The organism is Roseibium sp. RKSG952 (assembly GCF_009711355.1).
This window is the reverse complement of sequence record NZ_SMMF01000813.1, coordinates 1-11,658: the sequence shown is the minus strand read 5'-3', so window position 1 is coordinate 11,658 and position 11,658 is coordinate 1. Positions and strand designations below refer to the sequence as shown.

Annotated in this window: 11 protein-coding genes; 3 read left to right on the top strand and 8 right to left on the bottom strand. The window is 56.3% G+C overall.

The genetic code is table 11. The features are described from left to right. Positions 1-125 precede the first annotated feature (125 nt). Both E1297_RS08100 and E1297_RS08095 read right to left on the bottom strand, forming a co-directional pair. Positions 126-908: a GntR family transcriptional regulator gene (locus E1297_RS08100; protein WP_196223246.1), complete on the bottom strand. Its 783-nt coding sequence runs from the start codon at positions 906-908 to the stop codon at positions 126-128. A gap of 151 nt (positions 909-1,059) precedes the next feature. Beyond that, the gene (locus E1297_RS08095) at positions 1,060-2,070 is read right to left on the bottom strand and encodes a nitrilase-related carbon-nitrogen hydrolase (protein WP_196223245.1); all 1,011 of its coding nucleotides are present in this window, start codon (positions 2,068-2,070) and stop codon (positions 1,060-1,062) included. 136 nt (positions 2,071-2,206) lie between these two features. On the opposite strand from E1297_RS08095, the gene E1297_RS08090 reads away from it, so the two are divergent. The 3 genes from E1297_RS08090 (at position 2,207) to E1297_RS08080 (ending at position 4,994) form a co-directional block, all read left to right on the top strand. Next, a complete protein-coding gene (locus E1297_RS08090; protein ID WP_196223244.1) occupies positions 2,207-2,626 on the top strand; it encodes a putative quinol monooxygenase in 420 nt (139 codons plus the stop codon). Positions 2,627-2,630: 4 nt separating this feature from the next. Beyond that, positions 2,631-3,995 (top strand): NAD-dependent succinate-semialdehyde dehydrogenase, encoded by a 1,365-nt coding sequence (locus tag E1297_RS08085; protein WP_155136325.1) that lies wholly within the window; start codon positions 2,631-2,633, stop codon positions 3,993-3,995. 192 nt (positions 3,996-4,187) lie between these two features. Then, a complete protein-coding gene (locus E1297_RS08080) occupies positions 4,188-4,994 on the top strand; it encodes an SDR family NAD(P)-dependent oxidoreductase (RefSeq protein ID WP_155136322.1) in 807 nt (268 codons plus the stop codon). Positions 4,995-5,033: 39 nt separating this feature from the next. Here the strand turns inward: E1297_RS08080 and E1297_RS08075 are convergent, their stop codons facing one another. The 6 genes from E1297_RS08075 to E1297_RS08050 form a co-directional block, all read right to left on the bottom strand. Continuing rightward, positions 5,034-5,882 carry an MBL fold metallo-hydrolase gene (locus E1297_RS08075; protein WP_155136319.1) on the bottom strand — a complete coding sequence of 283 codons (849 nt, stop codon included), beginning with the start codon at positions 5,880-5,882 and terminating at the stop codon, positions 5,034-5,036. Then, complete coding sequence (locus tag E1297_RS08070) at positions 5,879-6,682, bottom strand: TatD family hydrolase (protein WP_155136316.1); 804 nt, start codon at positions 6,680-6,682, stop codon at positions 5,879-5,881. Before E1297_RS08070 ends, E1297_RS08075 begins: the two co-directional genes overlap by 4 nt. A gap of 119 nt (positions 6,683-6,801) precedes the next feature. Continuing rightward, complete coding sequence (locus tag E1297_RS08065) at positions 6,802-7,878, bottom strand: DNA polymerase III subunit delta' (protein ID WP_155136313.1); 1,077 nt, start codon at positions 7,876-7,878, stop codon at positions 6,802-6,804. After that, positions 7,868-8,563 (bottom strand): dTMP kinase, encoded by a 696-nt coding sequence (tmk, locus tag E1297_RS08060; protein WP_368669488.1) that lies wholly within the window; start codon positions 8,561-8,563, stop codon positions 7,868-7,870. Before tmk ends, E1297_RS08065 begins: the two co-directional genes overlap by 11 nt. 47 nt (positions 8,564-8,610) lie before the next feature. After that, entirely contained in the window at positions 8,611-9,780 is a 1,170-nt protein-coding gene (locus E1297_RS08055) for a D-alanyl-D-alanine carboxypeptidase family protein (RefSeq protein ID WP_155136307.1), read from the bottom strand. 120 nt (positions 9,781-9,900) lie between these two features. Beyond that, positions 9,901-11,064, bottom strand: a complete 1,164-nt coding sequence (locus E1297_RS08050) for a septal ring lytic transglycosylase RlpA family protein (protein ID WP_244327685.1) — start codon at positions 11,062-11,064, stop codon at positions 9,901-9,903. Positions 11,065-11,658 lie beyond the last annotated feature (594 nt).

The following is an 11,658-nucleotide window of genomic DNA, read 5'->3' as shown; positions in this document are numbered from 1 at the left end:
CAGGGGCTGTCCACAAATGGCAATGCCGGTTGGCCCGCTTGATCGTCAGATCAAATCGCAACTTCTACAGCTTATCGCGGCGAAACACTGGTCGAAAACCCGGGGCCACCTCTCGTCTTCTCGGGTCAAGTGCCATGAATTGATATCCCATGGTCGGGGGCGTCGCGTGGAAGGGTGATTTCGAAGCGGAAATTTTCGTTGAGATAATAAACCCTTAGCAACTCAAGGGGGATGCCATTGTCCGCATAGCTCGTCCGGTCCATTGTCAGGCAAGTGGACCCGGTCGGCTGGTCCAGAATTCCTGCCGTGTCCTTGTCCAGTTTGGCAGCGTACAGGACATAGCGGGCGTCCCTGATCTTGATGTTAAGTTCGTTTTCAAAAACCGAGTAACTTGTCGTACCGAGATGACCGGCGCGGCTCATGAACTCCCCCACCCCGCTCATCGCAAGGGGCAGGTAAAGCTCCATCAGAACGAGCACCTCGCCTTCATGCGAATAGAGCCTTCTGAGGCGTTTGACCGATCCCGCGCCGGTTCCAAGTGCTTGAGTAACCGACTTGTCCGGGACCACTTCCTCAAAACTCAGTTGCCGGATATCTGGAACAATGCCCTGATCCAGCAGAACTTCATTGATTGTCCGGGCCTTTCCGGCGAGTTTCTGACGGATGGCTTTTCCGGTCACGAAAGTCCCGAGCCCCTGCCGCTTTTGCACCCGTCCCTCAGCCTCAAGATTTGCAAGAGCTTGGCGGACGGTGATCCGGCTCACATCGAAACGCTTGGCGAGTTGCGCTTCGCTCGGCAGTTTCCCTTCCGGCAAGGAACCATTATCGATCAAATCCGAGAGGATCTGGGTGATCTGGGCATGAAGCGGCCTGTCCGCATTGCGGTCAATGATGTCAATCTGCTCCATGAAAATCCCTTTTTTGATACAGACATGTTTCATGCGGTTTATGAAAGCAAAAGCCTTTCGCGATCATTTGTTGTGGTGACACGGGACAGATACAAGCGCAATGAATGAAGCGCCCGTATCTGCCGGCCATACATCGGATCGGCACCTTAGTTCACTCCGTTGGTGCCAGTTGCTTCTTTGCCCTTTCTAGTGCCTTCCGGCCAACATCGGAGATTTTCTCCGCCGCTTCCTCAGGCGCGCTGTTCCAGCGGTCCGGGATCTTGTCCCATTCGCTGTAGACGGTGAAAGGATTTGAGGTCACGCCTTTTGGCGGAACGCCTGTGTAGCCCCGATGCTTCAACTGATAAAGATAGTTGTTGGACAAACGCTTGTCGCGCGCCTGCTCGACCAGTTGCGGATAGACGTCAACTTTGGTCATGCCTTCGTTGCCATCAAGCTCACACAGGATGTTGCCGTCGAAATCGCAGGCCATGGAGCGCCCGAAGTAAGTGTATGAATTGTCCTGCCCCGTGTGATTGACTGCAATGACATAAGCCTGATTTTCATATGCACGCACCTGATTGGTGATGCCCCAGATATGGTCCCATGGATACATGTATTTGGCGGTTCTCAAGAGAACGTTGGCGCCCTTCCAGGCCGCTTCACGGGCAACTTCCGGATAATCGAAGTCCGAACAGATCGCAATCGCGAGCTTTGAGCCTTTCGGACCATCGCAGACGGTCATTTCCGGCCCCGGGCTCCAGGGTTCTTTCGGACACCACGGGATCATCTTGCGATAGGTCAGTGCGACCTCCCCTTCCGAGTTGATCAGCACCATGGCGTTATAGGGCTTACGCGCAGGATCGGGGTGGCGCTCCACAACGGACACACACAACCAGACGCGCTTTTCTCTTGCAATCTTGCCGAAAGCATCCGTTTCCGGCCCCGGAATTGTCGATGCAAGTTTCAAATGTGTCGCATAAGGGTCAAAACCAAAACCGTGCGTGCTGTATTCTGGAAACACGATCAGGTCGACACCGGGAAAGCTGTTACAGGCGCGGTCGACATAATTGGAAATCGTCTGAATGTTTTTCTCAACACCGGCCGCATTTGTGGCTGGCTCTGGAGAAAACTGAACCATGACGACGCTCATTGCGTCTGGAATTGGATTAATGGCGGGCATCGCTCGTCTCCTTGAAAAAATCCTGCCTGAATATTGAATGCAATATGTATATAACATACATACTTGTCATAACAAGTTATACCACACAAAAAACACGGCAGCACCCCGCTCTGGGTTGCTGAAACAGGAGAGAAACATGAACATGCCAATCTTGGTTTTTGCGTCCTTTCAACCGAAAGACGGGCAGGAACAAGCCGTCAAGGATATCCTGATGGACATGGTCCCGGCGACACGCGCGGAACTCGGCAATCAGCTGTATGAACTCAGCCAACAGAAATCGCTCACGGGCGATGTATCATACCATCTCTTCGAAAAATATGCCGACTCGGAAGCCCTTGCGACGCACAAGGCATCTGATTACTACCAGGATTATCGAAAGAGAATAGAACCACTTTTAAAAGAGCCGATTGCGGTTAAAGTTCTGCAGGCCTTGGAGAATTCGTCGAATGTAGCCGGGTCGAACAATTCATCTCCGAACGACGTATACTTATACAATGACCGCCAAAAGGCAAACAAAGCAGGACACACCTGCACTTGCTCAAAACACGGGAAATAATGTCATGGCGATCACAAGTATCAACCCGGCAACGGGCGTGTTGCTGAAAAGTTTTGAAGCATGGACGGATGAGGAAACCGGCTCAGCTCTCAGTCAGGCCCATGCCGCACAACAGCAATGGAAAGAAACGGCGCTATCCGAGCGCAGTGCAATATTGCACCATGCTGCCCGCCTGCTTGAGGAGGAGCGTATCGCCCTCGCCCGGTTGATGACAACGGAAATGGGCAAACCGTTCGCCCAGGCCGTGGCAGAAGTCGAAAAATGCGCAAGGGTTTGCCGCTATTACGCCGACGAAGGACCAGCATTTCTGGCGGATGAACGCATTCTTCCAAACGGCAATGGATCGATCCGGTATTTGCCCCTTGGAACGATCCTCGCCGTCATGCCCTGGAACTACCCGCTCTGGCAGGTGTTCCGGTGCCTCGCGCCGGTATTGATGGCCGGCAACGCGTTACTGCTGAAACATGCCTCAAACGTGCCGCAGAGCGGTCAGGCAATCGAAGACGTCATGCGCCGCGCCGGACTTCCCGAAGGTCTTTTCCGTCACCTGCTTGTAGGGTCTTCGAAGGTCTCCGGCATCATCAGGGATGACCGCGTGGCAGCTGTGTCCCTTACCGGCAGCGAGGGCGCCGGGATCAGTGTTGCCGTTGCAGCCGGTTCTGTCTTGAAGAAATGCGTCCTCGAACTTGGCGGAAACGATCCGTTCATTGTCCTGCCGTCCGCCGATCTGGACGCGGCCGTATCAACGGCGATCAAGGCACGGACATCGAACAACGGACAGTCATGTGTCAGCGCGAAGCGCTTTATTGTGCACGAGGCAGTGTATGACGCGTTTGCAGAAATGTTCGTTTCCGGCATGAAATCGCTCACAATCGGAGACCCGCTGCTGGACACGACCGACATCGGACCACTGGCCACAAAAGAGGGGCTTGTGACCCTGACGCGGCAAGTGCGGGAATCTGTCGCTGCTGGTGCCAAGCTCCTGACAGGAGGTCAAAGGGTTGACGGACCGGGAAACTTCTTTGACGCAACAGTTCTGGCGGATGTGCCTGAAGATGCTCCGGCGTACCGGGAAGAACTATTTGGACCTGTCGCGGTCCTTTTGAAGGCAAACAGTCTTGATCATGCAATCACGCTGGCCAACGACACGCCTTTTGGACTGGGCAGCAGTGTCTGGACACATGATCCGCAGGAGATGAAAGCATGCGCCGACGGCATTGAAGCCGGGCAAACATTCATAAACGCAATGGTCGTCTCAGACCCCAGACTTCCCTTCGGCGGCATCAAGCGATCCGGATATGGCCGTGAACTTGGCGCCTTGGGTGCACGCGCATTCACCAATGCAAAAACAATTGTGTCGCACGATTAAGGCCAGTTACTTGGGGTTCATTCCTCAAGCGATCATGCGGATATCTTCTCGGCAGGGCTACGCCCCTAAAGACAATATGACTGAAGCCGCGTTTGAGACTGCAATCACTTGAAGTTTACAGGTGAGAACGTTTTCTACCAAACTTAACTAAAAACAATCAGACTTTAAGACTTACAACAAAGGAATATTACAATGGATCTCGGCATCACAGATCGCGTTGCGATTGTCACAGGCGCAAGCTCCGGCATCGGATACGCAATTGCAAAAGAACTTATATCAAACAATACAAAGGTGCTGATTGCAGCGCGCGGCGAGGATCACCTGCAAGCCGCTGAACAGACGCTCGGACAGCTCCCTGGCGCCCGGGTCGCGTCAATCGCGGTTGATGTGACTAACAAGGACGCCGCGCAACGCATCCTCGACAAGACCATGGACAGTTTCGGAGCGCCCGATATCCTCGTCAACAATGCAGGCCGCGCACATGCTGGCGGCTTGCTGACATCGAGCGAGGACGATTGGGAGGAAATGACAGCCGTCAAGCTGACATCCATGCGGCGCATGTGCAAGGCGGCTGTTCCTTTCATGCAGGAAAAGGGCTGGGGGCGGATCGTGAACATGTCGTCCATTGGCGGGATCTATCCCAATCCGAAACTTTTCATCTCGCATGTCCTGAGCGCGGCGATCAACAACCTGACAAAGTCACTCGCATTGGAAGTGGCTGCGGACAACATTCTCGTCAATGCCATTGGCGTCGGTGCCGTCAAGACCGACAACTGGGCCCGAAACATGATCCCGTTCGTCCGGAAGAACAACCCGGACCTCGCGGATCTTTCGGACGATGACCTGATTGCAAGGATCTCCGAAAAATGCACGCCGGTCCGCCGCCCGGGAGCCCCAGAGGATATTGCGACCCTTGCTGCCTATCTCTGTTCGGCCCGCAACAATTTTGTCACCGGAGATACCATCGAGGCTTCCGGAGGAGCTGACCGGTTCATGTAAATTCCAGCCTGGAAGGCAATTCCTTTATAATCTGAAAATTCAGATACTTGCCGAAATTTCCTGAACTCTTTTATCTGATGAATAAAGGTGCTTCTCGATAACCAATCCATCGAACGCCGGACGAATGCTCTCCGGCAGTTCTCGGCACAAGGCTGCATAATCCAGATCGTTATGCATGTTCGTCAGAATACCTTGAACCGGCTTGAGTTCACCCAAAACCTGCAAGGCGTCCGTCAGAGAAAAATGGCTTGGGTGCTGCCAGCGGCGAAGCGCATCCAGAATGAAAACATCCAGTTCCGAAAAATGCGTCAAAAGATCGGCTGCAATATCGGAAACATCAGGTAAATAGGCAATCTTTTCAAAGATAAAGGCCAAGGAGTTAATGTCACCATGAACCACCTCGATGGGCAAAAACTCCAGCGGACCACCTGGGCCTTCCACCGACAACTTGCGCCCCGCAGTCAGGATATTGGCATCCAGAATTGGCGGATAGGATGAACCCTGCGGGGTCTCAAAACAGTAACCGAACGCCGCTTCTGCACGCTTGTATGTCGTCTCGTCCATATAGACCGGCATACGTTTGCGGTTGCGGATCGTGAACACGCGAAGGTCGTCGATGCCGTGCAGATGGTCCGCATGCGCATGGGTATAAAGCACCCCGTCCAGATGCTGAACGTCATGATCCAGCATCTGCTGGCGCAAATCGGGTCCGGTGTCGATCAAAACAGTGGTAGTTCCATTCGGCCCGCGCCGTTCGACCAGAACCGAACACCGTTTCCGGCGATTCTTCGGTTCAGACGGGTCGCAAGCGCCCCAGTCGTTTCCAATACGCGGAACGCCACCGGATGATCCGCACCCGAGTATGGTTAGTTTCAATCGGTCGGTCATGCAGCCTCGGCAGTGCGCTTTGCCGGCCGGGGCACCTTGGTGAACAACCGGAAGAAGTTTTCGGTTGTTTGCGCTGATATCTCTTCGAGAGAGACGCCCCGCGTTTCGGCAAGAACCGCTGCCGTCATGCCGGTATAGGCCGGTTCGTTCCGTTTACCTCGGCGCGGTTGCGGCGCGAGGTAAGGTGCATCCGTTTCAACCAGCAAGCGGTCCGATGGGAGCTCCCTTGCAATCTCGCGCAGTTCTTCTGAACGCTTGAAGGTCAGGATGCCTGAAAAAGAAACATAAAGGCCGAGCTCGATGCCTGCCAGCGCCAACCCCTTGCCTGATGAGAAGCAATGCAACAGAGCCGGAAAGGCGCCCTTTGCCATTTCCTCTCGCAAAATGGATTCCATGTCCTCATCGGCATCTCTTGAATGAATCACCAATGGCAGACCCGTCCGGCGGGCGACCTCGCAATGGATCCGCAGCCCTTCGGCTTGCGCGTCCCGTGGCGCCTTGTCGTAGAAATAGTCCAGTCCCGCCTCGCCCACTGCAACCACTTTCGGGTGTTCCGTCAGCTTGGTGATTTCATCGGCTGTAATCCCGCGCTCCTCGGCGGCATTGTGCGGATGTGTGCCAACGGAGCAGAACACCTCGTCATACCGCTCGGCGATCGACAGGATCGGCTGAAACTTTCGCACTCTGGTGCATATCGAGACCATGAGATCGACGCCGGCCTCGTGCGCGCGCGCGATCAGGTCGTCGCGGTCGGTATCAAAGTCGGGAAAGTCCAAATGGCAATGACTGTCAACGAGCATGGTCGTCCGGTTACCTGATTACATGAGTGAATTGGGTCTTTAGTCCCTCGGTAGTGTGACACGACGCCAAGTTCAAGATGCGTGCACGGGAATTCATGAAACGAGGTGCCTGTTGAGCACTAGGCAGCGCTCTGTTTCAGCTTCGAAAGGTCGAAAAAGAATTGCAGCACAACTTGTTTGCGATCAAGATTGAGCGCCTCGGTCTCACGAATTTGCTGATTGAGGCGCGACCAGAGATCCGCCCAGCCGATCAGGTAGGCGGGTGCCGGCTTTGCACAGGACCGCATCTGCGCATGGACCCAGCTTTGCGCGATGTGTTTGAAACTCTCCCAATTGTCTCCTTGCCCCCTGGCTGCAACAAGATCGCCCAGACCATGAAGTGCGGGGATGTCGATGGAAGGTGCTGCTGCCGCCAACCCGACAAACCCGCGGGTAATCGCAAGGCCGTCTCCCGACAGCAAGGTCAAGGCCGAGCGAAGGCTTCCGTCGGCAAAATGGGTCAGATCTTCCAGATGCGAGGTGTTTTCAATTGCACCGGCAGCCAACTCCTGAAGCCCCTGAACAAGGTCATTGTTTGACAAGGAGGCCATGTCCAATCGACGGCATCGCGACCTGATGGTCGGCAACAAGCGGCCCGGTGCATGCGACAGCACCAGGAACAGGCTGCGCGCGGGCGGTTCTTCCAGGATTTTCAAGAGCGCGTTTGCGGAACTCGCATTCATGTCATCCGCCGCATCCACAATACAAACGCGCCAGGCAGCAGCGGAAGCAGTCGTGCCAAAGAACGAGACCGTTTTGCGAACCTCGTCAACCGGGAGCTCTGCTTTGAACCGCTTTGATTTCTCGTCCCAGGGGCGTTTCAAATGCAGGATATTAGGATGCCCGCCCGCCGCCGCCTGGCGGAAGACGGGATGGTCTTCGGCAACAGCCAAATTTGATGCGGTTGCCACACTCTCACCGAACCGGTCGGGATGCGCCAGCACAAAACGGGCAAAGCGGAACGCTAGCGTCGCCTTGCCGATCCCCTTGGCACCACCCAGGATCCAGGCGTGATGAAGCCGCTGCGAACGATAGGCATTCAAGAGCGCTGTTTCGGTCGTTGTATGGCCGATCAGCGCAGAACGTTGCCGTGGCAACGGCACCTCTGGCAGTGCATCGACTTCCGGTATTTCGACAGCCTCGGTCTTACGCGCCATGTTTGAAGGCCTCATCTGCGGCGGCGGGACCAGTTGCTGCGTCAAGCGCGGTTCCGAACTGCTCAAGAACGGCTTGCCAGATATCCGATGTGACGTGCTCGATGTCCCGGGTTCCGTCAATAACCACGAAACGGTCCGGCTCGCCTCGGGCCAGGTCCAAGAACAGGTTTCTCCGTCTTTGGTGAATGGGCAGCCCATCTGTCTCGAAGCGGTCCGGCCCGCCATTTCCGGACACCTTCGCCCGGTCATTGACCCGTTTCAAACCGATCTCGGGCGGGACATCCATCAAGATGGTCAGCTCTGGCCAAAAGCCCGCAACGGCGGCAGTTTCCAACAGCTGAAGGTAGTTGTCATCAACTCCGGCTTCACCCTGATAGACTCGTGTTGAATCGGCGAAACGATCACACAGGACCCAACTCCCTTTCGCGAGTGCCGGGCGAATGGTTTGGTCGACGTGGTCAGCGCGCGCAGCCGCGAACAGCATTGCTTCTCCGCGCGGCCCAAGGTCACGTGCTGCGCCAGACAGCAGGATGTCGCGGATTTTTTCTGCCCCCGGAGACCCGCCCGGCTCCCGTGTAACGACAACGGGAATGCCTTTCGCCTCAAGTCTGGACTTCAAACGCAAAATCTGGCTGGATTTCCCGGCCCCCTCGCCGCCTTCAAATGTAATGAAATGGCCTTGCACGCCTGTATTACCTCTGCTGTGTCCACCCGCGCTGGCGAGAACCCTTGTCAAAACCAGCCGAACAGCAATTCCACAAGCCCGTCGGCAGCACGCGCATGCAAGGGCCCTGTCGGGATATCATCCCCGGTTTCCAGTTCGGTGCTGTAAACCACTCCGTCTTCCCCGATAACCCGCAATTCACCTGCAGGCTGGCCCGCTGCGACCGGCGCATTCAGTGGACCGTCATAGACAACCCGCAGCCGGTAGTCGAGGGTGCCGCCGCGCGGCAGCAGCACATCCACATCCTGTTTCGCGACCAGCGGCACCTTTCCGGACGTTCCGCCGAAGACCGCGGCCGCGGCCACCGGCTCGCCCTTGTCAAAGATCCTCTGGACGGTAAAGAAGTCCCAGGCGCCGTCCACAAGATCGCGCATGGCTTTCAGCCGGGCCTTGTCACTTGGCAATCCCGAAACCACCCCAACGACCCTTCGGCCATTGCGCTCGAGCGAGGCGAGACCGGCAAAACCGTCCGTCTCGCTCTGTCCAGCGCCCAGACCGTCCAGCCCTCGAATTTCACCGAGAAGCGGGTTCTTGTTGCGCTGAAAGATCCGGTTCCATGTGAATTCCGGCTGCGAAAAAACCGGGTAGCGATTACCCTGCTCTGTAACGATGTATGCGCCAAGACGCGCCATATCCGATGCTGTGGTTTTGGCCCCGGCCGCTTCATAGCCGGTCGGATTCCTGAAGACACTGTTCTGCATGCCGATTGTTTGGCCAAATCCGGTCATCCGCGCGGCAAAGCCCGCCTCTGTACCGGCCAGACACTCGGCCAGAACAATGGCTGCATCGTTGGCGTTGTGAACCAGCAAACCCTTGAGAAGATCATCTATGGAGATTTCGGACTTGAGTTCGGCAAACATGGTCGCACCGCGCGCAGGCGCCCCTCCGGTCCGCCAGGCATGCTCACTCACGCGGCAGGTATCTTCCCCCGCAATCTCACCTTGCTGAAGCGCATCAAAGACGACCGCGGCCGTCATGACCTTCGCGAGGGAACCGGGCGCAAACGGCTCATCCTCTGCTTTTGCGTATAGCGTTGTGCCGCTGAAGGGCTCAATCAGAATTGCGGATTTTGCCGCCAGAGACAGACTTTGTGCGCCGACACTACAGGAAACCGAGAGTGCAATCACAAAAGGAGCGAGCCGTTTCACAACTTGCCGGCAGACTTCGGGCAACATCATCCCTTAGCATCCAATTCAAACCGCGGTTAACATTGCCCCTGCCCCGACCTATTGGTTGCAGTTTCATGCCTTACCGCGCGAACATACCGGTCGATCAAAATGCGGATTGTCCGTTTGGCGTCACCGTCTGGCCAGTTTGGACAGCGGAACCGCTTCATCATCCCCCGGCAAAAGTCCGAAAGCCGAATATGCGTCGGAAATCCGGCTGTTGGCGGCATATGAAGAAACGGCACTACCCGGCTGAATCATGTTCGGAGATTGTCCTTGCGGGACCTGCAACACACCAAGGACCCCCGGTTTGGGGGCGGGGTCGGCATAGGCTGAAGCCGGCACACTGCCGTTGGACGATACGGATTGCGTCCCGTTCAGGCCTCCTGAGAAGGTGTTGAGCGAGGCAACCTGTATCGTTTGACTGCTGGCCTCAAAGGCCACAGCCGGATCGAAGGCGATGAGAACGCCAACACCGGAGGCTTCGGCTGATGCGACTGTCGTCATGCCGTTATAGGGCCGCGGGGCCGGTGCCGGTGCGCCGCCAAACAGCAATTGTGGAGGCGCGGCTTGTGCAAGCTGTGTCCCCGGGAATGTGCCGCCAGGCGCAACGGCATCCGGACCGCTGTAGGACGCCATCAGATAGCTTTCATCACGCCCGTCCATCCGGGCCTTGCCGACATACTCGACCTTGACCTTGCCGACACCCTTGTCCTTGGTGCCGAGCATCATGGCCACGCGTTCCGAAAGATCGATCACCCGGTTGCCGTGAAACGGGCCGCGATCATTGACCCGCACGATCATTGACTTGCCGTTGTCGACATTGGTCACCCTTGCGTAGGACGGCAAGGGCATTGTGGTATGGGCGGCTGTCAAACCATTCCGGTCAAAAACCTCGCCATTGGCCGTTTTCCGGCCATGAAACGTGGGCCCGTACCAGGACGCAAGACCGACCTTTTTATAGTTCGGATCGTGTTTCGGATAATACCACTTACCGGCAATCTTGTATTTTTTGCCAACCACATAGCGCCCGCCACCCTTGGGCACCGGCTTACCCGCAGCAACAACCCGCGGACTGGCTTTCACGCCGTATTTCTTCGGGCTGAATTTTGCCTTTGGTGTTTCAGGTGCGGAACTGCAGGCCGCAAGCAGCCCGGCAACCAATGAGACACAAATCCCGGCCCTGACGCCGCTCCATCCCGATTGGGAGAGCCATCGCCGTTCGGACCCCGCGCTCCGCTTGTCGATTGGAGCCGTTTGCGCGCTTGCGCTGTGCCTCTCGCCCGGCATTTGCATTCCGCCACCCTGTCAAAAACGCGCTGACTGCCCCGGCACCGCGCAAAAACGAGCCATTCCGGTCGCCCGGCTGCCTCAGGAAAATGGGCCGGACATCGAAGATCCGGACCTATGACCGTGCCGCAGCCAGCCCCCGCGCCGTCTGCAAGCTAGCCATATAAAGCCCAACTTCCTTACCCTAAAGTGAATCACCGGTCGACACGAACCCGGCAGCGGTTGCAGCTTGCACCCAAATCAATTCGCGGCTGATGCAAAAACAGCACAACACCACCCCAAAAAAACACAGGGTTTGTGACAAGCATCACAGGCGCTTGAGGCAGGCCGGTGTAGACATAAGCCATTGCAAGGCACCCCCAACCACCTTGCAAGCTGGACCCACCTCCAGCTTCTGGCCGCCGGTCTCCTCCCTGCCCACACGTGTCGACCGGCGGCCAACCAAACACTCCGGACAAACTTTTTTCCAAATAAAAAAGCCACCACTGAGAACATGGGACTTGACTTTACCCCTGGAACCTTCGAAACGGAGCGCACTGGAAGGGTGGCCGAGTGGTTTAAGGCAGCGGTCTTGAAAACCGCCGTGCGTGAGAGCGTACC

What these genes read in the sequence shown, in the direction of transcription:
- E1297_RS08100 (WP_196223246.1), bottom strand. Translation starts at nt 908, where the DNA reads ATGGAGCAGATTGACATCATTGACCGCAATGCGGACAGGCCGCTTCAT.
- E1297_RS08095 (WP_196223245.1), bottom strand. Translation starts at nt 2,070, where the DNA reads ATGCCCGCCATTAATCCAATTCCAGACGCAATGAGCGTCGTCATGGTT.
- E1297_RS08085 (WP_155136325.1), top strand. Translation starts at nt 2,631, where the DNA reads ATGGCGATCACAAGTATCAACCCGGCAACGGGCGTGTTGCTGAAAAGT.
- E1297_RS08080 (WP_155136322.1), top strand. Translation starts at nt 4,188, where the DNA reads ATGGATCTCGGCATCACAGATCGCGTTGCGATTGTCACAGGCGCAAGC.
- E1297_RS08075 (WP_155136319.1), bottom strand. Translation starts at nt 5,882, where the DNA reads ATGACCGACCGATTGAAACTAACCATACTCGGGTGCGGATCATCCGGT.
- E1297_RS08070 (WP_155136316.1), bottom strand. Translation starts at nt 6,682, where the DNA reads ATGCTCGTTGACAGTCATTGCCATTTGGACTTTCCCGACTTTGATACC.
- E1297_RS08055 (WP_155136307.1), bottom strand. Translation starts at nt 9,780, where the DNA reads ATGATGTTGCCCGAAGTCTGCCGGCAAGTTGTGAAACGGCTCGCTCCT.
- E1297_RS08090 (WP_196223244.1), top strand. Translation starts at nt 2,207, where the DNA reads ATGAACATGCCAATCTTGGTTTTTGCGTCCTTTCAACCGAAAGACGGG.
- E1297_RS08050 (WP_244327685.1), bottom strand. Translation starts at nt 11,064, where the DNA reads ATGCAAATGCCGGGCGAGAGGCACAGCGCAAGCGCGCAAACGGCTCCA.
- E1297_RS08065 (WP_155136313.1), bottom strand. Translation starts at nt 7,878, where the DNA reads ATGGCGCGTAAGACCGAGGCTGTCGAAATACCGGAAGTCGATGCACTG.